Raw genomic sequence first — 20,348 nt, forward strand, 5'->3', positions numbered from 1 at the left:
TGATGCGCATCCCCGGCCTCGGCAATGCCGCCGACAACCCGAAGCACGCCACGCCAGGCGACGATCCGGAGCACCATCCCCGCGCCCGCGATGGACGCGCGCCCAACGTCATGCGCATCGGCGACTGGGTGCCCATGCGTCAGCACCGGGACGAGGAAGAGGTCGACTTCGCCATCGTCGGCACGGGCGCGGGTGGCGGCACGCTGGCCAGCCGGCTCGCCGAGGGCGGTCTGTCGGTGGTCGCCTTCGATGCCGGCCCGTACTTCCGGCCGCTGGAGGACTTCGCCTCCGACGAGAGCCATCAGTCCAAGCTCTACTGGACGGACGAACGCATCGTCGACGGCGAGAACCCGTTGCAGATGGGCTCGAACAATTCCGGCAAGGCCGTCGGCGGCTCGACCGTGCACTACGCCATGGTGGCCCTGCGCTTTCGGCCGGAATGGTTCAAGACCCGCACCCTGATGGGCTACGGCGCCGACTGGCCGCTCGATTGGCGAGAGATGTGGCGCTACTACGATCAGGTTGAGGACGACCTGAAGATCTCCGGCCCGGTGAGCTATCCCTGGGGTCCGCACCGACGTCGCTACCACCGCCGCGCCCACGAGGTGAATGCGGCCGGCAAGGTGCTGGCGCGGGGAGCGGAGGCAATGGGCATCGGCTGGACGCCGACGCCGCTCGCCACCGTCTCGGCCCCGCACGGCGACGCGCCCCCTTGCGTCTACCGCGGCTTCTGCACGCTCGGCTGCTCGACCAACGCCAAGCAGAGCGTGCTCGTCAGCTACCTGCCGCGCGCCCTGAAGGCCGGGGCCGAGATCCGCGACCTTGCCATGGTCGGGCGCATCGAGACGAAGAACGGCCGGGCGACGGGCGTCCACTACTTCCGCGAGGGTCGTTGGCGCTTCCAGCGCGCGAAGAACGTCGTGGTGGCTGGCTACGCCATCGAGACGCCGCGCCTGCTCTTGAACTCGGCGAACCAGGAGTTTCCGGACGGGCTCGCCAACTCGTCGGGTCTCGTCGGCAAGAATCTGATGGTCCAGGGCAACCAGGCGGTCTGGGGCGTCTTCGACGAGGAGATCCGCAGCTACAAGGGGCCGCCGTCGCTGGCGATCAGCGAGCATTGGAACTACGACGACAAGGGCTATGGCCCGTTCGCCAAGGACTTCTTCGGCGGCTACTCCTACATGAGCCAGGGCCCGCTGCCGCAACTTTGGGCCAACACCCAGGCCTCCGCGCACGGCCTATGGGGCGAGGCGCTCATCTCCGAGATGCAGCGCTACAACCACGTCGCAGGACTGAAGGTCGTCTCCGAATATATGCCCCAGGAACGCAATCGGGTGACACTCGCTGACGTGAAGGACCAGTACGGTCTGCCGGTGGCACGCATTACCTATTCCTGGTGCGACAACGACAAGGCCCTGAACCGGCACGCCCTGAAGTTTCTGCGCGAGGCGCTGTCGGCCGCGGGTGGCCGCGAGGTCTGGGATCAGGGCGATGACACCTGCCATCTCAATGGGACCGCTCGGATGGGGTCCGACCCACGCACCTCCGTGGTCGATGCCGATTGCCGCTCCTGGGACATCCCGAACCTCTACGTCTGCGACGGCTCGGTCTTCCCGACCGTGGGCGGCGTGAACCCTTCCCTCACAATTCAGGCGGTCGCGCTGCGTACCGCGGATCGGATTCTTTCAGTAAGACGGTGATCGTCATCGGAGCCGGCTGCATGTGCCTTCATTCACTTGCAGTCACGACCCGTGGACATACACGGCCACGCTCATCTTCAATCTGAGGACCTGCGCATGATGGCCGGCCTCGTCGCTTCGGGCGCGGCGATGATGCCTTTCAAACCCTCGGGCGCCCTGGCTGGCGTCGTGGTAACCCCAACCATCGAGGTGACGAACCGTCCGGGCGTCATGCATCGCTTCCGCCCCGGCGTGATCGTCGACGACAGACATTGATGCTGTCGGTCTCGGAACCAAAGATAACGACGACCACGTGCCCGTGGGGATACATCCCGCCGGGTCGTGCTGAACTGCTCCGTATCCACGGCTACCGCCCGACCCGCGTCGCCCTCTTGTTCAGTCCACGATTCCTGGCGAACCGATGTAATTTCGAGGCCGGGTACCCGGTTCCCCACGTCGGCCGCCGAGGGCTACCGCACCCATCCCGCCTTGATCGCGTCCGCGACCTCATCGACGAACAGGCGCGTCTTGGTTGGGACGAGGCGCCCGGGCGGCATGATCGCGTAGACGCCCCAGTCCTCCCGGCCACCCCAAGCTCGACCCGGTGGGGCGGCGCAACCTCGATCTCGCGCAAGCCGCGTGGCGCCGTTTTCGCGACCTCGAATGCAACTTGGAAAAGGGCTTCGATTCCGAGCATCCGGACCGAGGTGGGACCATCATGCCGATGCTGTTGGGGGAATTCGTGGCCATCGTGACCGAGCGCCGGACACGTGACCTGACGGACCAACTGACATGTCCGGGCGGGGACCTGTCATGCGAGCGTTAGGCGGGCCCGCATCGGCGGTCGCTTGCGTCGCGGCGCTCGCGTTGGGCATCCCAAACCCATCGGCCCGTGCGGCGAGCTTCGATTGTCACCGGACCTCGTCGGCTATGGAGAGCCTCGTCTGCGGGGATGCCGCGCTCGGGGCTCGCGACGAGATCATGGCGAAGGTCTACGCGGCCGCCCGGCGGACCGAGGCGGGCAAGTCCGTCGAGGCGAAGCAGCGGACATGGCTCGCGACCGTGCAGGCCTGCAAAGCTGTCTCCTGCCTGGCGGAGGCCTACGATGCGCGGATCGCCGAACTCCAGCGTTCCGAGGGCGGCGTCATGGCAGCGACGACCTTCTTCACCGAGAAGTCAGCGGGTAACCACGGGACGCTTACCGTCATGGGTCCTGTCCGCGGCTTCGCGAGCGTGTCGTTGATGTCGAATTTCGTCGGCGTCGGCGGGATCGAAGCGGGCGATGTGGACACGACCGCAACCGATGCCTTCCTTGACCTCCGGAATGGGCCGGCCACGATATTCTCGCGTCGCTGCAGGCTGACTTTCGAGCGCCTGGACGCGAACCGATGGAAGGTGGCGCAGGCCGGCCGGTGCGATCTTGCCGGTGGCACCGTCCATGCCGGGATCTGCGTACGGTGGACCGGACACCGTTGAGGTGAAAGAAGGCCGCGGCCATGAGCGAGCGTACCGAGACCGTCCATGTGACGTACGGGGTGAGCCGGGCCGACAGCGTCCGCGATGCCTTGCTTGCGCAGGGCTGCGAAGCGCCCGTCATCGGGCTTCCGAGCGCCCTGAACCTCGGACCGATCAACCCGCCCGACCCCGAGGTTCGCAGGGCTTGGTTCAGGACGGTCCTGCGGTGCCAGCCCGACGAGATGCCGTGCGAACCTGAGCAGACCTGGACCGATGCCATCTCGTCCGACGTCCGTCCGGTCTACTGGGTCTGCATGACCGACGCCGCCGAGCACGCCAGCTTCCTGGAATTCGCATTCCGCATGGCCGGCCGACCGTTCGACATCGTCGACGCGACTGGGCTCGACTTCGTCACCCGGGACGGGGTCCGTGCGCCCTGGTCGCTCGGGATCATGCGTTCCGAGGACATCGTCGCGTCAGGCCTCAAGGACACGCGGCGCCCCCTCTCCCGGGCCGAGGGCGATGCGGCCTCCGAGGCGTGGCGGCGTTTGCGGAGCGAGGACGCCCCTATCCGCGTCGTGCGGAGCGGACGCCTCGTGTCGACGCCGCTAACGCATTTCGATGGCGTGCTGATCGACCAAGCCACCACGGGCTGGCAAGTGGTCGCCCGTTTGATCGGGCGCACGCTGGCGCATCTCACCGACGACGTTGACCCGCCGGGCCAGGGCGTCAGCGACATCGTCCTGTTCGGCCGCATACGTGCGCTCGGGGATGACGGTGCTCTCGATGTCAGGGGGCCCGGCCCGGGCTTGCGGGACTACGAGGTTCAATTGCCTTTGCATGCGTCTTGAGGCGAGGCATTACCCCTTGCCAAGCCGCTTATGGTTGGCCCGCACCTTCCGCCGATAGTCGCGCACGACCTTCTCCGGCGTCCCGCCCATGGCGATGGTCGCGGCCGCCTCCCCGGCGGCCTTGATCTTCTCGGTCACCATCAGCCGCGCTTCCTTGTCCGCCTTCGGGCCGCCGAGCATGAACATCGCCATGCGCTGGCCGATGACCATCTGCGCCTCGACGCCGAGCATCGCGAGGTAGGTGCCCATCGTGAGCCACGATGCGGGCTTGGCCCGTGATCTCAGACGTGCGCGCATGGCGTGGTCCTCAAGCCGAGGCCGCAGCCGTCGCGGGCTTCCGCCGTTCCGGCCGTGGCGAGCGGAGCCGCAAGGCCCGCGGCTAGGAGTGCCGCCGGAAGCAGGCGCTTTAGTCCGGTTGACGCGATGGTGGTCAGACCCGTCATTGCGAATTCTCCACAATGGGTGATTGTGATGAGGGAAGATTGCCCGCGACCTGTCGCAGGGATTTGCCAGGAAACCCCAAATTGTGTCGCAGGCGGTCGCGGTCTCGGCGAGCCGACGCACCTTGCGACATGTTCTTCCAAAGCCGTGAGATGCAGCGTGTTAGATCGAGGACGTTGGCGAGGGCGATGACGACGCCTCGGACTGTCGCCACGGCTCGCCAGGACCTCCTAGAACTCGCTCTGCATGAAGCCGTCGACCGCGCGCTTGAACGCCTCGCCGTCGACCTCGATGGTGATGTTCATGCCCGCCATCCGGCGACAGGTCGCCCGCCGTCCGCAACCGGCAACCCCCGTCCTTGTCGATGGCGTTCCGGCCCGTGAGAATCCTCCTGACACAGGAGGACGCCATGCATTTCGGGATGCCCCACGAGGAAGTCGCGGACGATCTCGACGAGGACTTCGCCCTGATGCCGACCCCGGGGTCCGCCATCGCCGATGCGGCCGCGCTGCGCCGTGTGGAGGCCAGTGCCGCCGCGGCCGCCGAGAGGCGTACGGATGCCGAGCGCAAGAGGGATGAGCGCACCGCCCGCCGCGAGGCCAAGCGGCCCGATCCGCGCGCCGTCGACGTCGCCCTGGGGCAGGCCCTGGCTCAGGTCCTCCGGGATGCCGACGCCGCCGCCCTCATCGCAAAGTCCGGTACCGTGAAGGGGATGCGCGTCGCCGTGCAGCCGATCCTGGAGATCGCGCTGACGACGCTCCGGGACAAAGGCGTGCCCCGTCAGATCGCCGCCCGCGTGCTGCAGGCGCGCCTGTTCCCCGTGAAGGGTGCTTGAGGGCGGGACGGCGTATCCAATGACTTTCCGTTACACAGGGCCGTAGTAACGGGACGCTCGTTTCGTGTAGTGCTCAGATACAGCCCCTGGCATCCTCTGTGGACGGGCCAGGGAAGTAATAACCGCGATTACAACCGTCGCGTGACGAGGGGCTCCAGAGCTGCGATCACAGGTCGTTCAGCCAGAGGAGCCGCCCGATGTTCAATCCCCACCACACCGTCGAGCAGGTCACCGGCACTTTCGAGACGTTGGCCCACGGATTCGCCGGTGTGCTGGCGACCGCCCTAGCAAACGCCCGCGAGGACCGCGCCACCGAGGCAGCCAACGCTGCTATCCTCCGCGCCGCCACCGCCCGGCTCCGGGCTGCCCGCCTCGCAAACCTGCGCCTCGATGCGGCCGCCGAGAAGCTGGCCTCCAACCGCCGGGTCACCGACGCCGAGCTCCGGGACCGCGTCCGCCGCGGCCGCCTCCGGGCCGCCTGAGCACCCGATGGCATGTCGTGCGCACATCGTGTGTGCAGCTGGTAAACTTCTACAACAATCGACCTGGTCCGGTGCGGTCGCTTGACGCAGGCACACACGCGCACAGAAAAGCCCGCCCGGTCTCCCGGGCGGGCTTGGTCGTTCTAGGGCTGGGGCTTAGGCCGCTAGGGTGTGGACGTCGTCCTCGTCGTCCGATGCCTCAGGACGCCGTCCCTGGCCCTGGACGCCGTCCTTGCGCCCGAGGCGCTCGTACTCGGCCTGCTGCCACTCGCTGTAAGTCGGAGCCCGGGGCAGCGACGGGATGCGGTTCATGCCGAGAAGATGCTCGCCGATCCGGCGGGAGCCGTACAGTGTCAGCGTCACTTTCTGATCATGCGTGAGGCGGCCTAGGTAGGCTTTGGCTGCCACATCGAGGCAGGCCGCGGCCTTTCCGTCGTCACCCGGCAGCGGATACATGATCGCCATCGCTGCGATGCCCCACTCCCGCTCCGGCGAATCTTCGTAGCCGCCGGTCTGGACACTGAGATCCGGCACATCGGCTAGAACGGCTGCCTTGGCCTCGGCCGAGGATTCGGCGCCGGCGGTGAGGGCCTCGATCTCGGTGAGGGCGTCGGCCTGCGCGTTGGCGGTCTGCGATGCCGGCGCCGAGACTTGGCGGAGCACCCACTTGCCCCCCTCGTAGACCGCCCTCGTCACGGTCGCCATCGCTGAGATGGCCAGCTTCATCAGGGCGAAGCCGAGAAGAATTGCGCGCTTGATCACGGTGTCGTTCCCCTTTGTGGAAGGCCGGTCCCTTGGCCTGCGACAAATTTTTCCACCGGGATAAGCATACGACAACGGGGCGTCACGGACCCCGACTTTTACGTTTGTAAATTACACATGAAACGGTGGGTCCTAAGAGCGGAGCAATGTGCTTCGAAACGAAGTATTTTGATACCACTTGATGCTCTGCCTTTGGCACAAGCATTCGGCATTTTCAATTTCAATGATAACTTGCGGCACCGCTGATCCGACGTAGTTATTTGTCAACCCCTCTACCGAGGTTGGCATGATAACCCTACCGCCCCCCCTGACATCATCCGATGTGCGCGCTCGGCTGAGGGCCGAGTGCCTGGCGGCCGGCGGCCAGAAGCGTTGGGCGTATGGCTTGGGCTTGTCCCAACAGTACGTCGGCGACGTGCTCGCCGGCCGGCGTCTGCCGTCGGACCGAATCCTCCGCAAGCTGGGCCTGCAGCGCGAGACCGTATTCGTGCCCCGGGAGCCCGAGGAGATCGTGCTCTACGACGCCGACGGCGTGACGGCTCTCGTGCCTCAGAGGGTCTTCGACTGATGGCTCGCGAGTATAACGGTTACGCTGCTGACAGGTGCTCACACGAGGCGCCTGACCCGATCAGAGTAGCGCAGATTACTGCGTCCCACGGTGCCGACGCGGCCGCCGCTCGCTGGTACTGGGTGCCGGCTTCGACGCTCTCACACATCGCATACGAAGGGCGCCGGCTCCTCAATGCGCGTGCCGAGGTCATTGCACGTACGCGGAGGCGACCGACTTCGCCCGAGCAAGAGGTCGCCATCGCCGCCGAGGTCCTCGCGGGTGGCAGTCTATATCGAACGGCGCAGCGGCACGGCATCCCAGATTCGCTCGTCAGAGCCATCCTTCAGGAACGCGGTCATTCGGATTGGCCCGGGATGCGGCGCGGGGAAGTCGCACTCCAGGCTGGGAAGCGGTGATGAAGGGCACATCAGAGCACAGCCACTTAGACATCTGGATAAGGCCGCGGCCCGAGGTCGTCGCGCAAGTTTTCGACGAGTGCGGTCCGGCCGCGGCCCTGGAGCGCTGGCACTGGCTGAGCTGGGACGCGATCCAGAAGATCGGCCTGTACGGCCGTCAGATCCGCCGCGCGCGCCTGGGCGTCATCGTCCGAAGCGCGACTCGCTCAACGACGCCCGAGCAGGAAGCCGCCGCGGTCGAGGCCGCCCAGCGCCTTGGCAGCCTGAAGGGCGGCGCCGAATCCGTCGGCCTCAGCGAGGCCGTCGTGCGCCGTGTGTTCCGCGAGCGCGGCCTACCGGTCCCGACGATGTCGCGGTCCGAGGTCTCACGGCGCGCCGCCGAGACCCGACACGGGAGGGCAGCATGAGCATCGACAACGGCCTGCCCGACATGCGCGGCCTTGCCGGCACTGACGCCGCCTCGGAGGAATCGCGCCTCGCCGGCGGAGAGGCGTGGTTCACGACCGAGATCGCCGGTTTGCAGTATCACTCGTACGGTCGCACGGACGAGCTTACCGGCGAGCGCGTCATCCCGCTGCCGGGCGATAGGCTCTCCCTCGTCCGGGAGCCGGCGAACCCGCATGATGCGAACGCCATCCAGGTGTGGTGGAAGAACGGGCGGATGCTCGGCCATCTGCCGCGCTACTGCGCGAGCGAGCTCGCTCCCCTTCTAGATGACGGCGTTGCCGCCCGGGCTTACGTCATGCAGCCCGGGGACGGCGAGGCGTGGAGCCTGCGGGCTCTGATCGTCGGGCCCGCCGGCGCCGGGTTCCACGAGAGCACGATCCGTCACGTCGTCCGCGAGGCCCTGGGACCATCCCGGGCCGATCAGCGCCGGGCGCGGCGATTCGAGGCCCGGGTTGCGGCCAATGCCGACCGTGCCAAGTGCGGGCGCAAGCTCCGCCTGCAGCAGGCCGTCGAGACGCTGCTGGGCGCGCCCTTCGATCCGGACCTGCTCGCTGTCGGTGAAGAGTGCACCGTCCGCGATCTGCAGGAGGCCCTGCGGTGCTCGGACTACGTGCCCGTGAAGATCGCCAGGTCCGTCGGCATCGAGGCGTACCGGATGCGCCACCACACCTACCGCTTGCGCATGACGTCCGAGCTCGACGCCGCGCTGCGGGCCTGGGCCGGACAGCCCCGCGTCCGGGGGCGCATCTGCCCGTCAAGCCTCTTCGTCCCCTCCGTCTACCCAGACCGACAGGAGCAAACCTGGTGAGTGAAAAATCTGAATTTGTGACGGGGCTGTACCGGCTCTCGGCCGCCGACACGAAGCTCAGGCTCGTGGCCGTCCGCAAGGCCATCAACGTCCGCCTCGACGAGCTCAAGGACGAGAAATCGTACGACCACTACCTCGCCCTGCAGACCGTGGCCGACGACGTGTCGCGGATACTGCTGGAGACGAGCCGGCTGTCGGTCGAGCGCCTGGACAAGGCACTCATGGAATCCCGCCGTGAGCTCGGCGCCGAGCCCGCTCCGGACCCGAGACCCGGCCCCCGCCTTCCCAAGCAACGCTTCCTGAGGAGCCCAGCATGAGTCTGTTCCGCCGTTTCCCAGCCCGCTCTCACATCGCCGGTGAAGTCGCCTCCAGCGGCGGCCGCGCCGCGCTCGACGTCGCCGATCTGATCATCGCCCGGCTCGCCGCCGACGGCTGGGCAATCGTGCCGGCCGACGGTGCGACGCGAGCGTTCGAGGCCCTGGCCGCGCTTGATGCCGTGCTCGACTTTCCGGTCGACGAGGTCGCCGCGGACATATTCGGCCAGCAGCTTGGCATCGGGGACACCATTGCCCTGGTCGAGGCGTGTGGCCGCGCCCGTGCCGTCCTCGACGGCGTCGTTGCGTAACCCCTACGAATGCGAGTGTAAGATGAGAGTGTGGCCGAGTGACCTAGTCGAGTTCGTTGCGAATGCGTGGCGGATTGGGGAGAGCAGCCGGGCAATCGCCGCCCGGATTTCCCAGGAATCCGGGCTTCAGTTGACAAAGAACTCCGTGATCTGCCGGATGGCTCGCGCCGGCGTTATGCAGGTGGACAAGCCCCGGCTTCCGCGAGCTGAGAAGCCGGCCTGAAGGAAAGCTCCGCCCAAGTTCAAGCCAGACGCCACCCCGGTTCGCGCGGTAGTGCGATCCGCTCCCAGGGTTACGTTCCACCCGGGCCGTGTCAGCCTGCTCGACGCCGTGCTCGGGCAGTGCCGCTGGATCGCCGGCGAGCCGACCGCGACCGCGCTCGTCTGCGGGGATCCCGTCAAGCCCGGCAAGTCGTACTGCCTGGCCCATTGTCGGATGGCCTACGTGCCCAGCAGATCTCGGACCGACACACGGTTCTTGGATTTCAGTCTGCATCGACGGTAACGAACGACTCACCACGACTCGGCCAATAGCCTCGCCCGTGACCTGGCCCAAGCCCGTTTAGGAGTGCGTTAATACCCGCCCAGGTAAAAGGACCGTGCTGAAGAGGTGGTTTGGACCCCTCGGCGGCGTACGGCAACTCGCACTTGGAGCAGACCAATGACCACCTTTTCACCCAATTTCCCGCCTCTGCCCGCCGACAAGGGGCCGCTCGCCCGCTTGACTCAGGAAGTCCTTGGTGTCGGTCGTCGCCACGACGCTGCCATGGAGGGCATGTCCTACGAAGACCAGGTCGAGTACATGGGCCAGGTCGTCCGCGAGTCTGACGCAATTCTCGCGGTCTTCCCTCAGCCAGGCGCCGTCCTCGGCCACGGCCTCCTCGTCGTGAAGGGGGCGGACGTCCTTCGCGGTGCCGGGGTCGACCTCGCCGTCGTGGAATCCCGGGGTCGCCATCCGGCAATGCGGCATCGGCGTCTAGGCCGGGACGTCTGCATCCAGGCATTCATCGTCTCTTCCTACGACGAGGCCTGCCGATTGGACATTTCGTGGGGGGACTCCCGAAGCTCAGTCGGGCACCGCGCCACGAACCGCAAGGACGGCGGAGAGCAGGCAATCCAGAACATGCGGATGTCTTGCACGCCGGGCGGACGGGCCTGGCTCGCAGCTAACAAGGAACTGGTAAACGCAGCCCTCGCCCGTCGCTAAGCCCGACACACCGAACAGGACAAGGCCCCGGATCGCTCCGGGGCCTTTCTCGTTGGCGATTATATCCTTTACGCACCACACGATCTGAGGTAGGGTCCTGACTATCGGAGCCCTACCCATGTCTGCCCTGTCCAACGCCCACCTGCACTGCGAAGACGCCGCCTTCGCCTACCTTGAGGCGAAGCTTTGGCCGGAAGGCCCGGTCTGCCCGCACTGCGGCTCCCTCAACGCCAAGCACTACGACCTCGGCAAAACCCGACGCGGCCTTCGCAAATGCGCCGAGAAGCAGTGCCGCAAGCAGTTCACGGTGAAGGTCGGCACGGTCTTTGAGAGCGCTCACATCCCGCTCCACAAGGTGCTCCAGGCCGTCTACCTGCTGTGCGCTTCTAAGAAGGGCGTGAGCAGCCATCAGATCCACCGGGCGCTCGGCATCACCTACAAGAGCGCATGGTTCCTGACGCACCGCATCCGTGAGGCTATGCGTGACGGCGCGCTAGCGCCCATGGGCGGCCTCGACGGCCCGATGGGCGGCGCCGGCATCGTGGAGGCTGACGAGACCTTCATCGGCCGCGAGCCCGGCTCCCCGAAGAAGCGCGCCTATCACCACAAGATGAAGGTGCTGTCCCTACTCGACCGCGAGGCCGGTCAGGTCCGCTCCGTCGTGGTGGACGACATCAAGCCCGAGACGATCCGGCCCATCATCGAAGCCAACATCGTCAAGGAAGCCAACCTCTACACCGATGAGTCCAGCATCTACACGAAAGTCGGCGCCACCTTTGCCGACCATCAGATGACCGCTCACGGCGCCAAGGAGTACGTTCGCGGCATCGTTCACACGAACACGATTGAGGGCTACTTCTCCGTGTTCAAGCGCGGCATGAAGGGCGTCTATCAGCACTGCGGCAAGCAGCACCTGCACCGCTACCTCGCGGAGTTCGACTTCCGGTACAACAATCGGGTCAAGTTGGGCATGAACGACGCCGACCGCGCCGACCGGGCGCTGCGAGGAATCGCCGGCAAGCGACTGACGTACCGACAGCCTCACGGGCAACATCGCCTTGCCCAGAGCCCGTCTTCATTGGCGTAAGAAGGCTCGATGAGCGCCCTGACTTAGTGCCGATATTGGTACTAAGTCAGATACTTGCCTCATTAGAGAAGCATCATCTGGGGCAAGCGGTCGGTCATACACTGCAAATCTATGGTATCTCCGGTCCAAGACCATTGCCGTTGCTTCATGATCCACTGTCTCGGACGCATCGGAAAAAGCAAGATATTTGCTTGCAATAGAATTTGGGTGCGGTATTACTGCATTTACAAGCAAAATAGTTGAGTTATTGCCGAACACCCCAAAATCAAAATCGTATTCTTTGCCGCTTTTCCCGCGAATAGGGAAGTATTTCTTGACGTTGAAATTTGGAAGCGTCACGCTGAGTGATCGATAAATCTCAGATTTGAGATCCGTCTCTGTAGATTGAATATTTTGCTCAAGCAAAGCAGCCGCCGCACCTGCGGAAGCATTCGCCACAGCAAGAACAACAGAAGGCAGCCAATCGACCGTCCTAGCGTTGCCAAAAATGACACCTTTTTTGAATTTTACCTGAAGTTTCTCAGCTTCCTTAAGGACTAAGCGAGATATAGCCGGGTCATCTCGACCGTTTAACCACGACTCACGGCATGAGCCGCCATCATCATGAACATGGAAGCCATCGCCAAACCTAGATATAGATACAACGACCGGTTCGAACGAGGGATATAGACAATGAGTGGTTACACGCGCCTCGCCGTTTACCTCTCGGCAACTGTGCAAATTTCTAATCACCGCTTCGAGGTCGGAACAACGCAACATTCAACCCTCCTCGAATAGTGTGGATGCGGTAGGAAGCTCGACGGCTCGTTGCTCGTGGCGGAGTGAGATGTTTACTGCCTGAGCGAAGCAGGCGAGAGCCTGAGGCAACCTTCGTACACCACTAGGAAGAGGGCTCCTAGCAGGAAGCGCACCGAACCCATTGCGGCGTATGTGCTCCCTGTTTGCCTCCCAAGAGTGAATGTGGTTGCCGCAAACTTCAAATGGCAGATCGAGCAGATCTGCACCCGGCGGATTGCGCTTGCAAACATCACTCTCGGCAAAATCGAGCCTCGCAACGGCCCTGCCTCGCGCGCCGGCAAAGAAATTCTTATTCAGGATCAGCGATAAGCTCGGGAAATCCCTCCGGCCTGGCTGTATAACTAACCTAAGTTCGGCCCGATCGATCCCTAAACTATCTAAGACGCCCCACGTGGCGATGGTTTCATTGCCAAATCCCGAGTTTCGCCACCGCGGGATGGGACCGCTAAGCGATTTAAGCTCAGCCAGAAACGCATCGACCGCCAGAAGTTCTGATTCGGTTGCCGCCATACCTCAACTTACCGTTGGCAAGAGAGGTTCGCTACGCCGTCCAGCCAGAAGGCTCATTGTCGAGGTGTCGCAAGCCAGCACATTGACTCAGCTTCCGGCCGCTGATTCCCTGCTGAGGCATGCCCCTAGAGTTGAGTCGGCTGCACAGCCTGCGGTGGGGTCCTTACCTCACCTCAGTTCCTGTGGGCGACATCCCCGAAATCGTGGCGACGGATCTTGGCACCGGGTTTAGATCGGTAAATTTGTCACGAGAAAAGTACGAAGAGATCATCAGCAAGCATAGCGACTTAACGGACTACGATTTTCTTCAATTGCCCTATATATTGAAGCATGGGCTCTGGATCGCAGAAAGAGGGCAGCCTACTTGCCGTCTAGTATCGTCGCCCGTACCAAACAGCGATCAGAGATACAAAGTCGTTGTCAAGAAAGCTAAGTCCAGTCCCGATCTGTGGCTCAAGAGCTTTCACAGGACTCGACCGAGGGCTACGCGCGCCTTGCTGAAGCGTGGTAGGATCGTCCGGTTTTTCCGATCATAAGGGCGGGGCGCCCCCGAAGGAGCGCCCCATAGCCCCTGCCGCGGTAGGGCCTGCCGAGAACCCTACAATGCGCTCCGACCTTGCGGTCGTGCTACGGCCGGCAGATTATCACCGTGTCGCGCGACAGAACCAAACTTGACCATACGCAGGTTACGCCTGCGTTCGTGAGATTGGTTAACCGATTGTGACCGCTCGCGTTCCGAGATGCAAATCTCGGTGGGATTGCAAGGATCCGAGAAGCTACAATGCCGACAGACACACCCGCCAAACCCAAGTCCGCCAAGCTCGGCGCCGAGAAGCTGACGCCCGAGGAACAGCGGCGTCGGTTCGAGGAACTGGCACGCGAGGCAGGGTGTGATGAAAGATCGGCCGAGCGCTTCGAAGAAGCAGTGAAGACGATTGCTCGCCATAAGCCGAAGGAAAGCTCTCCGTGAATTGATGCTATTTGTTTTTCTTGACCAGAAATTCTATATATGAGTCGAGCTTTTCGTTAGACATCAAAGGCAGTTTTGCGTCAGATATTTTCCACTGCCCGTCGATTTTAACTAATTCAAAGTTGTGTCGATTTAACTTATCTTCCGAGTCGTCACTGTTCGTGAATTGAACACGGCTGATGGCAGTCGACGATCCTGTCGAGGTTGTGCTTATCTTGACATTTACAGGCTTGCCTTCTTGGGAAAAGAACCAAGGAGTATCTAGCACATCAGTTTCTTCCTTTCGGGCATTGACTCTAGCTTTTCTAATTAATTCAGCGAGTGATTTGGTGAAGATGAGATCTAGATCATCGTCATCAACGTTAAAAGCGTTCTTATCAACCTGCTTGTATATGTACTTTATCATCAAGTCCGGGTCAGAGAATTTTGGAGATTTTTCAATTGCGATAACCTGCCGCACAAAGTCATTTTTGTTTTCGATTTTAGCGCGCAGCATGCAGAAATCATCCATCTTGCATACTTTAAAAATCCGATCTCCGATGGCGGACCTTGTGATAAATCCTGCTTTCCCAATGGCTGAGTCAGTTTGCCCGTATTTCAAAGTGCCATAAGTCGTCTCTTCGTGTACTTGCTCTTTCTGAGCCGCAGCAATTGCTTCGACACTGGCGACTACGCCACCGAGCATCGCCAGCCCCGCAAAACCTAGAACGATCCTGTAGTGACCCACTGACGCCTCCTTAGGATAGGCGCTAGCCTACCACAGGTTTGCCATGGTGCGTCAACGATATAATTGCCTTCTCGTTAGCGGCCACTCATACAGGATCTCAAGATGCTCACGAGCCAGGAAGCGCTTGTTCAAAACCTTATCGACAACGCAAACAAGCATCGGCTGAATTTCGAGCCGATGTCTACGGACGAGCAAGTGGCGTACCTGCGGCGGAAGGCCAAGACCGCCAACATCATTGCCGGGCTGATGATCGTGGGCACGGCCCCGGATACGAGTGTCCGGACCACTTTCATCCGTGGCATGGATGCTCCGCAGGGCGCGTCTGCTCTAGCCCTTTGGGTTAACGAGTACAGCCTGGCCCTGATTCGCATCGCGTACGGAACGGGTGAACGGGAGCATGAGGCGCGGGTCGCATTGAGGCGTGAGAACAAGCTGGCCCTCGACCGGATCGCAACTTGGCTCGCCCCAGCAAACCAGGGTCTTCTTGGGGTACACTTGGGTATCGCCCTGAACGACCCGACCTACGCCGGGGGACCTGCCGAGCTCCGGGCGGCGATCCGATACGTCGCCGCCCGCAACCAGGCTTAGTCCTCGTCGCCGACCGCGAGGCGGGCCTCCTCAGGGAGCTCCGGCGTCGCCTGCATCCGTGCCAGGATGTCCTGCAGCCCGACCGGCCGGTAGCCCCAGACGTCGACGCCGACGTCCGCGCTCTGCGACGTCCCGGGCAGGCTGCCGTGCGTGTGACCGTGCAGATGCAGGTTCCCGCGGAAGGAGCGATTCCACGCCCTCATGGGGTAGTGATCGAGCACGATACGGTGCTCCTCGACGACGACTGTCCGCCGCTCGTGCACGCTCTCCCAGGGCAAGCTGGTGGTCCGATGCCGGTCGTGGTTACCCACGAGCAGATGCTTCTTCCCCCGCAGGGAATGGAAGATCTCGGCCGTGCGCGCCGGGCTCGCGCCCATGGCGAAGTCGCCGAGGTGGAAGACGGTGTCGCCCGGCGCGACCACCGCATTCCACGCCTCAATCAGGCAGGCGTCCATATCGGCGACGTCGCGGAACGGCCTGTTGGTGTGGCTGATCGAGCCTGCGTGCCCGTGGTGCGAGTCGGCGGTGAACCACACATTGCCCTTGGGCGGGGTGAAGGTCTTATTCGAATACATGGCAGCCTCCGTGAGGGGCTGCCGCGCACGGTCACGCCCCGGGAAAATGGATGTCGGCAGGGGGCGGCGCTATTCGTTTCACGGTGGTCTCCGGGGCAGATTGAATCGTCAGTCGTAGCACGGTCGAGTTAAGAAAGCCCTGGCCCGGCACGCAGGTGCTCTAGATCTATTCAAGAGAAACTGAGCGGGTGGCACCACAGTCGCAAGTCAGGCTTTAGGACTGGCGCGGCGCATAGTCCTACAATCACAAGGTTTGTCCAAAACGCCCCCTAAATCACACGGTTTGTCCCGCCTGAACGCGTTTTGTCCAAATCGACCTGGGATTCACGGATTTTCGCGCGGCTCTGGCGCCCCCTTAGTGAGCCGATGTAATCGAGCCAAATCGGAACTATGGCTAACAAACCATGCTGACTGATAACAACCATTTCGACATCCACTTTGATTTCTGGATGTCGAAATGGTTCCTTTGGACGACAGACGAGTTTGAACATAGCGGCGCTGAATCGGCCTAATTCGATGCGGTCTTGTATAGCGCCGCGGCCTCGCGCTGGTAGGCTGCGATGGAGTGTCAATTTCTGGCGCGAGGATCCCAATCGCGTCAGATTGCGCAGCCGAGCGTCAATTTCTGTCACGCCTGTCCAGGGCGGCCGCCTCGCCTTGGTAGGCTGCAATGACCGCGCCGACCCATAGCTCCATGCCGGCGGCCTTGAGCTTTAGCCGCTGGGCCTTCGCATAGGTCTTCCGGGTGACGTCCTCCAGCCGGGCGGCCTCCTCGTCGCGGGTCTTGGTCTTGTGCGCGAGGATGGCGCTGCCGGCGCCGCCGAGCTCCTCCTCGTCCAGATAGCTGGCCAGAGCCCGGCGGACGTCGTGCGGGACCCAGGGTCGGATGTCATGCTTGGCGAACAGGTCGACCCGGGGCGTTGCCTTCAAACTGGGCTTGCCAGTCTTGGACTTCCGGGGCGGCTTCGACTTGCCCTGCATGCGGTCGAGCAGGCCCGCAATTCCCTCGGACGTGACGTGGCAGCCGACGCGACGTGAGGGGAAGACCCAGTCGGTGTCGGTGTCCTCGCTGAACCGGGCGAGGATCTCCAGGGCCTCGGGCGGCACCGGCAGCGCGTGCGGCAGCGCCTTGTCCACGGTCCCCTTCATTTCGGTCGCGCGCCAGTTCCAGACCTGCCAGCCTGGGCGCTCCGGCATCTCAGAGATCCGCGACCGGCGCGTCCCTCCGAGGGCACCGGTGCGCTGGCCGGTGAGCACCAGGGCCCACAACGCTTTGAGAGTCCCGACCGTGGTCTCCTGATTCGTGGTCCCGAGAACCCGATGCCGCTCCGCCAAGGCCAGGGTGCGCCCGAGCTCGGCCAACGTAGGCTCGTGCTTGCGCGTCTTGCTCTTGTACTGAACGGCGAATCCCGCCCACCAGGCGACGGCACCCAGGGCAGACTTCTTCCTGTGGTAGCGCCAGCCCCAATCGAGGGCGGCACGGGTCTGGCTGACAGCCCTGGCCACTGAGGAGATGGCCACCTCGTCGCGGAGCTCGTCGCGCACCTCCTCCAGTCGCTCGACGGTGAGCATCGACAGGGGCAGGTGACCGATCTTCCTGAAGGCCGTGTAGGTCAGGTGTGTCCGGTACTGCCCCGCCCACGATGGCTTCTGCCCAGGCGTCACCGCGGCGAGGTACTCCTCGATCAGGTCGTCCCAGGTCCACGGTCCATGCCGGCGCCTGTGTACGTCGTCGACGGGCTCGGGGATGGCGAAGGCGACGTCGTCGGCGCGCTCTGGGTTGTTGTCCGTCAACTCCAGGGCCTGGTGGAACATCGTCAGGTCGGCCTTGTAGCCACGCCCGTCGGCGACCGCGATCTTGACCCGCATCGCCGCCATCCGGGCCCCGGGGACGGTCGGGATGTCGTCGAGCGTGCCCAGCCGCACGGTGTTCGTCCGGAGCCGCAGGTACCAGACCGGTCCCATCGGCAGGACCCGAAGCACGAGGCCGCGCTGCTCGGTGTCGGCCCACTCCGCGCCGCGGCCCGGGACGCGGCTGCCGGCCACCATCGACCGCGCGGAATCGAGGTCGTCCGCGGTCAGGCGACGTCGCTCGCGGGTGTAGGCGTTGGGCGTCGGCATCCGGTCGACCTGAAGCTGATACAACAGGTGATACAACAAACGCCGGATGAGGCGCTGACAAGGGGTGTGGGATTGCCGATCAGTCTAAGTCACTGAAATCTTTCGGCGATGCCCTGATTTGGTTAACGCTGTCGATGGGTCTGTTGGAGGCAAATATAGATGCTGTCAGCTTCCCAAGCTGAATGTCGTCGGTTCGATCCCGATCGCCCGCTCCATGAATTTCTGCCATAGTCGCAAAGGCTTGCAGCGCTCGTTACAGCCGATTCTAATGCGGGTCTGTTCCCGGCGTACAACGCTCGTACAACGGCTGCGTGCTATTCGTCCGCAATGACGTAAGCAAACCCGCCAGGCGGCATCCTATTCTCCCAGTTCCTTCGCTGGGAATTATAGTTCTTGTTCTGGGGGTTCAAATTTCTCCCTCACTACCACTAATTCTATCGGGCTTTTCGGCGCTACCGACGATCCGGCCGGTAAATTCGTACCGGATTGGTAACGATGACGGCTGTGTGGCCGGGCCACTTCAGGTCCATTGCTATGCGATGGCGCTTTCGTTCCTTCAGCTCAAGCCATTAATGACCGGCAACCGCGCCGATTGCGGTGAGCACGTCGGCCACCTGTGAGCTTGCAGCAGTAAGGGAGCGGCGTCGGCTCTATTTTAGATGCGTTTTCCAAGCAGGGAATGAGGATCCGAATCCCTCCGTCTCCGCCAAGCTAAATTATTGTAACTATTGATCTTACTAATTAAGGCCGACGCTGGACGGCACCGCGCCCCGTCACAGCCGGGGCCCCGGTCCCAGCCAGGATCGGGTTCGAGCATGTTCGTCGTTAGGCGTGGCGACCGTTGGTGGTTTCGCAAGGCCGTCCCAGTAGACCTCGTCGATGGGCTCGGCATTGCCGAGATTCGTCAGTCGTTGCGTACCAGCAACGCCCGCGAGGCACGGCGGAGGGCGCTGGAGGTGCTGGTCAGGGTCAAGGACGTCTACGCTGCCCTCCGGACAGAGCGCCCGCTGCGCCCAGCCCGTGACGCCGCCCTCGCCATGCTGCAGCAGGCGCTCGACGCCACCTCAGGCAGCCCGTGGGCAATCGACAGAAAAGGACGTTTTTTTCGCGAGGTTGCCAACGTCCTGCGCGGGATGGGCGACGGGGACCTATCAGGCGGCGAAAGGGATGATCCTCCCGATTTGAGAGATGTCGGTGCCGACGGCCGCGTGGCTGGGCACGCCGTCAAAACCCACGATGCGTTGCGCATCCTTCAGGGCGAGCGCCCGGCGGGCGATGAGAACCGAATTGCCGTCGCTATCCTGCGGGCGGTCGCCAGGATGAGCGGCGGTCACCTTGAGGATACGGCCACCAGTGCTCGGGATCTCGATGCGGCGCTCTCCGCTCTCTCCACGTCGACGGATTGCGCGACGGCACCCTCCACGGCATTCCCCTTCGAGCAACTCCGGGCCCTCCTCGCTTCCGAACTAGCGAAGCTGCGCGCGCTCGCTTTCGACGCCCAGGCCATACGGGAGATGATCGCGTCCGAGGTCCGCGCCGGCGTCACCCGCGCGGCTACCGAGCGATGGTCCAGCATGCCCCTGTCGCAGGCCATCGCCAAGTTCGAGGTCGACGAGGTCCGCAATCGCGGAGGCGCCAAGCATCAGGAGGACGCACCCCGACGGTTGGCCTCCTTTCTCCGCGCTATCGGCGACAAACCTATCCGCGAGATCACCCGGGACGATCTTCGGGCCTGCAGGGACCTTCTTGACCAGGCGCCGGACCGCTTCACGCTGCGTTTCGGGACGCATGACATCGCGGAGGCCATCGCGGCGAACCGGCGCCTCGCGCGCCCTTTCCGAACCATCGAAAAGGTTACCGTCGACCTGAAATACATCGGCCCTGTTCGGCGCATCTTCGAATTCCTCGGGCGCGAGAAGCTGCTTGGCTCGAATGCCGTCGACGATATACGGTCCACGCAGAAGGAAACGTCGAGTTCGAAGGCCAAACGCCTCCCCCTAAAGCCGGCGCACATCACCGCCCTCCTCGCACGTACCGCGAAGGAGCCCGTGATTTCCGCGACCTATTGGGTCCCGGCGATCATGCTGTTTAGCGGCGCCCGCCCTGGCGAAATCGCACAGCTGAAGGTCGGCAACCTGGACGAGACCTTCAACGGTCGCCCCCACCTGAGCGTGCTATGCCTCAAGGACGACGAGGACGAGGAGCCGGACGAAGAGGTGACGTGCATGCCCCCCGAGGATTTGCGGCGGGTGAAGACCGAGGCGGCCCGGCGCATGATCCCAGTCCACCCCATGCTCGTGCGGATGGGCCTGCTTGACCTGTTCCACCGCTGCAGACGCGGAACGGACACGTCGGGATTACTATTCAGGGACGTTAAGCCCATTGCCCACGGCAGTCGACCTTGGCCTGACTGT

22 protein-coding genes are annotated in these 20,348 nt (G+C 63.5%); 16 read left to right on the forward strand and 6 right to left on the reverse strand.

Translation table 11 applies throughout. The annotated features are described in order from the left end of the window. Positions 1 to 2: 2 nt before the first annotated feature. From OXS27_RS21485 to OXS27_RS21500, 4 genes are all read left to right on the forward strand, one after another. Positions 3 to 1,700 carry a GMC family oxidoreductase gene (locus tag OXS27_RS21485; RefSeq protein WP_267358602.1) on the forward strand — a complete coding sequence of 566 codons (1,698 nt, stop codon included), beginning with the start codon at positions 3 to 5 and terminating at the stop codon, positions 1,698 to 1,700. A gap of 96 nt (positions 1,701 to 1,796) precedes the next feature. Next, the gene (locus OXS27_RS21490) at positions 1,797 to 1,955 is read left to right on the forward strand and encodes a hypothetical protein (protein ID WP_267358603.1); all 159 of its coding nucleotides are present in this window, start codon (positions 1,797 to 1,799) and stop codon (positions 1,953 to 1,955) included. A 654-nt stretch (positions 1,956 to 2,609) separates the two neighbouring features. Further along, complete coding sequence (locus tag OXS27_RS21495) at positions 2,610 to 3,155, forward strand: hypothetical protein (protein ID WP_267358604.1); 546 nt, start codon at positions 2,610 to 2,612, stop codon at positions 3,153 to 3,155. Positions 3,156 to 3,175: 20 nt separating this feature from the next. Then, positions 3,176 to 3,985: a DUF3658 domain-containing protein gene (locus tag OXS27_RS21500; RefSeq protein ID WP_267358605.1), complete on the forward strand. Its 810-nt coding sequence runs from the start codon at positions 3,176 to 3,178 to the stop codon at positions 3,983 to 3,985. 9 nt (positions 3,986 to 3,994) lie between these two features. Here OXS27_RS21500 and OXS27_RS21505 read toward each other — a convergent pair whose 3' ends face one another. Further along, the gene (locus OXS27_RS21505; protein WP_267358606.1) at positions 3,995 to 4,282 is read right to left on the reverse strand and encodes a hypothetical protein; all 288 of its coding nucleotides are present in this window, start codon (positions 4,280 to 4,282) and stop codon (positions 3,995 to 3,997) included. A gap of 553 nt (positions 4,283 to 4,835) precedes the next feature. Here OXS27_RS21505 and OXS27_RS21510 point away from each other — a divergent pair. Beyond that, positions 4,836 to 5,261 carry a hypothetical protein gene (locus tag OXS27_RS21510; RefSeq protein WP_267358607.1) on the forward strand — a complete coding sequence of 142 codons (426 nt, stop codon included), beginning with the start codon at positions 4,836 to 4,838 and terminating at the stop codon, positions 5,259 to 5,261. Positions 5,262 to 5,458: 197 nt separating this feature from the next. Next, positions 5,459 to 5,743: a hypothetical protein gene (locus OXS27_RS21515; protein ID WP_267358608.1), complete on the forward strand. Its 285-nt coding sequence runs from the start codon at positions 5,459 to 5,461 to the stop codon at positions 5,741 to 5,743. A 156-nt stretch (positions 5,744 to 5,899) separates the two neighbouring features. Here the strand turns inward: OXS27_RS21515 and OXS27_RS21520 are convergent, their stop codons facing one another. Continuing rightward, complete coding sequence (locus OXS27_RS21520; RefSeq protein ID WP_267358609.1) at positions 5,900 to 6,505, reverse strand: hypothetical protein; 606 nt, start codon at positions 6,503 to 6,505, stop codon at positions 5,900 to 5,902. A 391-nt stretch (positions 6,506 to 6,896) separates the two neighbouring features. Between OXS27_RS21520 and OXS27_RS21525 the strand changes: the two genes are divergently transcribed. The 7 genes from OXS27_RS21525 (at position 6,897) to OXS27_RS21555 (ending at position 11,645) form a co-directional block, all read left to right on the forward strand. Then, positions 6,897 to 7,073, forward strand: a complete 177-nt coding sequence (locus tag OXS27_RS21525; protein ID WP_267358610.1) for a hypothetical protein — start codon at positions 6,897 to 6,899, stop codon at positions 7,071 to 7,073. Positions 7,074 to 7,470: 397 nt separating this feature from the next. Beyond that, positions 7,471 to 7,878: a hypothetical protein gene (locus OXS27_RS21530; protein ID WP_267358611.1), complete on the forward strand. Its 408-nt coding sequence runs from the start codon at positions 7,471 to 7,473 to the stop codon at positions 7,876 to 7,878. Further along, entirely contained in the window at positions 7,875 to 8,726 is an 852-nt protein-coding gene (locus OXS27_RS21535) for an HIRAN domain-containing protein (protein ID WP_267358612.1), read from the forward strand. Before OXS27_RS21530 ends, OXS27_RS21535 begins: the two co-directional genes overlap by 4 nt. Continuing rightward, entirely contained in the window at positions 8,723 to 9,043 is a 321-nt protein-coding gene (locus tag OXS27_RS21540) for a hypothetical protein (RefSeq protein WP_267358613.1), read from the forward strand. Before OXS27_RS21535 ends, OXS27_RS21540 begins: the two co-directional genes overlap by 4 nt. Further along, on the forward strand, positions 9,040 to 9,351 hold the full coding sequence (locus tag OXS27_RS21545; protein WP_267358614.1) for a hypothetical protein: 312 nt from the start codon (positions 9,040 to 9,042) through the stop codon (positions 9,349 to 9,351). The genes OXS27_RS21540 and OXS27_RS21545 overlap by 4 nt, the downstream gene beginning before the upstream one ends. 661 nt (positions 9,352 to 10,012) lie before the next feature. Further along, positions 10,013 to 10,558, forward strand: coding sequence for a hypothetical protein (locus OXS27_RS21550; RefSeq protein ID WP_267358615.1), 546 nt, complete (start codon positions 10,013 to 10,015; stop codon positions 10,556 to 10,558). A gap of 118 nt (positions 10,559 to 10,676) precedes the next feature. Continuing rightward, positions 10,677 to 11,645: an IS1595 family transposase gene (locus OXS27_RS21555; RefSeq protein ID WP_267358616.1), complete on the forward strand. Its 969-nt coding sequence runs from the start codon at positions 10,677 to 10,679 to the stop codon at positions 11,643 to 11,645. Here the strand turns inward: OXS27_RS21555 and OXS27_RS21560 are convergent. Then, complete coding sequence (locus OXS27_RS21560; protein WP_267358617.1) at positions 11,634 to 12,404, reverse strand: hypothetical protein; 771 nt, start codon at positions 12,402 to 12,404, stop codon at positions 11,634 to 11,636. The two genes, OXS27_RS21555 and OXS27_RS21560, sit on opposite strands and share 12 nt — an antisense overlap. Positions 12,405 to 13,734: 1,330 nt before the next feature. On the opposite strand from OXS27_RS21560, the gene OXS27_RS21565 reads away from it, so the two are divergent. Continuing rightward, complete coding sequence (locus tag OXS27_RS21565; protein WP_267358618.1) at positions 13,735 to 13,923, forward strand: hypothetical protein; 189 nt, start codon at positions 13,735 to 13,737, stop codon at positions 13,921 to 13,923. A gap of 7 nt (positions 13,924 to 13,930) precedes the next feature. Here OXS27_RS21565 and OXS27_RS21570 read toward each other — a convergent pair whose 3' ends face one another. After that, a complete protein-coding gene (locus OXS27_RS21570) occupies positions 13,931 to 14,650 on the reverse strand; it encodes a hypothetical protein (protein WP_267358619.1) in 720 nt (239 codons plus the stop codon). Positions 14,651 to 14,752: 102 nt separating this feature from the next. Between OXS27_RS21570 and OXS27_RS21575 the strand changes: the two genes are divergently transcribed. Beyond that, positions 14,753 to 15,238, forward strand: a complete 486-nt coding sequence (locus OXS27_RS21575; RefSeq protein WP_267358620.1) for a hypothetical protein — start codon at positions 14,753 to 14,755, stop codon at positions 15,236 to 15,238. Here OXS27_RS21575 and OXS27_RS21580 read toward each other — a convergent pair. Next, complete coding sequence (locus OXS27_RS21580) at positions 15,235 to 15,813, reverse strand: metallophosphoesterase (RefSeq protein WP_267358621.1); 579 nt, start codon at positions 15,811 to 15,813, stop codon at positions 15,235 to 15,237. The genes OXS27_RS21575 and OXS27_RS21580 overlap by 4 nt on opposite strands. 618 nt (positions 15,814 to 16,431) lie before the next feature. Beyond that, complete coding sequence (locus OXS27_RS21585) at positions 16,432 to 17,934, reverse strand: hypothetical protein (RefSeq protein ID WP_267358622.1); 1,503 nt, start codon at positions 17,932 to 17,934, stop codon at positions 16,432 to 16,434. Positions 17,935 to 18,749: 815 nt separating this feature from the next. Between OXS27_RS21585 and OXS27_RS21590 the strand changes: the two genes are divergently transcribed. Continuing rightward, positions 18,750 to 20,348, forward strand: a 1,599-nt coding sequence (locus tag OXS27_RS21590) for a DUF6538 domain-containing protein (protein ID WP_267358623.1), incomplete at its 3' end; no start/stop codon positions are given.

Origin of the sequence: Methylobacterium sp. GC_Met_3 (genome assembly GCF_026540775.1) — a bacterium.
In the GTDB taxonomy this organism is placed as follows: domain Bacteria; phylum Pseudomonadota; class Alphaproteobacteria; order Rhizobiales; family Beijerinckiaceae; genus Methylobacterium.

Excerpts from the sequence above, each read along its gene's own strand:
- OXS27_RS21485 (WP_267358602.1), top strand. The coding sequence starts at position 3 with ATGCGCATCCCCGGCCTCGGCAATGCCGCCGACAACCCGAAGCACGCC.
- OXS27_RS21490 (WP_267358603.1), top strand. The coding sequence starts at position 1,797 with ATGATGGCCGGCCTCGTCGCTTCGGGCGCGGCGATGATGCCTTTCAAA.
- OXS27_RS21495 (WP_267358604.1), top strand. The coding sequence starts at position 2,610 with ATGGAGAGCCTCGTCTGCGGGGATGCCGCGCTCGGGGCTCGCGACGAG.
- OXS27_RS21500 (WP_267358605.1), top strand. The coding sequence starts at position 3,176 with ATGAGCGAGCGTACCGAGACCGTCCATGTGACGTACGGGGTGAGCCGG.
- OXS27_RS21505 (WP_267358606.1), bottom strand. The coding sequence starts at position 4,282 with ATGCGCGCACGTCTGAGATCACGGGCCAAGCCCGCATCGTGGCTCACG.
- OXS27_RS21510 (WP_267358607.1), top strand. The coding sequence starts at position 4,836 with ATGCATTTCGGGATGCCCCACGAGGAAGTCGCGGACGATCTCGACGAG.
- OXS27_RS21515 (WP_267358608.1), top strand. The coding sequence starts at position 5,459 with ATGTTCAATCCCCACCACACCGTCGAGCAGGTCACCGGCACTTTCGAG.
- OXS27_RS21530 (WP_267358611.1), top strand. The coding sequence starts at position 7,471 with ATGAAGGGCACATCAGAGCACAGCCACTTAGACATCTGGATAAGGCCG.
- OXS27_RS21535 (WP_267358612.1), top strand. The coding sequence starts at position 7,875 with ATGAGCATCGACAACGGCCTGCCCGACATGCGCGGCCTTGCCGGCACT.
- OXS27_RS21545 (WP_267358614.1), top strand. The coding sequence starts at position 9,040 with ATGAGTCTGTTCCGCCGTTTCCCAGCCCGCTCTCACATCGCCGGTGAA.
- OXS27_RS21550 (WP_267358615.1), top strand. The coding sequence starts at position 10,013 with ATGACCACCTTTTCACCCAATTTCCCGCCTCTGCCCGCCGACAAGGGG.
- OXS27_RS21555 (WP_267358616.1), top strand. The coding sequence starts at position 10,677 with ATGTCTGCCCTGTCCAACGCCCACCTGCACTGCGAAGACGCCGCCTTC.
- OXS27_RS21560 (WP_267358617.1), bottom strand. The coding sequence starts at position 12,404 with ATGTTGCGTTGTTCCGACCTCGAAGCGGTGATTAGAAATTTGCACAGT.
- OXS27_RS21565 (WP_267358618.1), top strand. The coding sequence starts at position 13,735 with ATGCCGACAGACACACCCGCCAAACCCAAGTCCGCCAAGCTCGGCGCC.
- OXS27_RS21575 (WP_267358620.1), top strand. The coding sequence starts at position 14,753 with ATGCTCACGAGCCAGGAAGCGCTTGTTCAAAACCTTATCGACAACGCA.
- OXS27_RS21580 (WP_267358621.1), bottom strand. The coding sequence starts at position 15,813 with ATGTATTCGAATAAGACCTTCACCCCGCCCAAGGGCAATGTGTGGTTC.
- OXS27_RS21585 (WP_267358622.1), bottom strand. The coding sequence starts at position 17,934 with ATGCCGACGCCCAACGCCTACACCCGCGAGCGACGTCGCCTGACCGCG.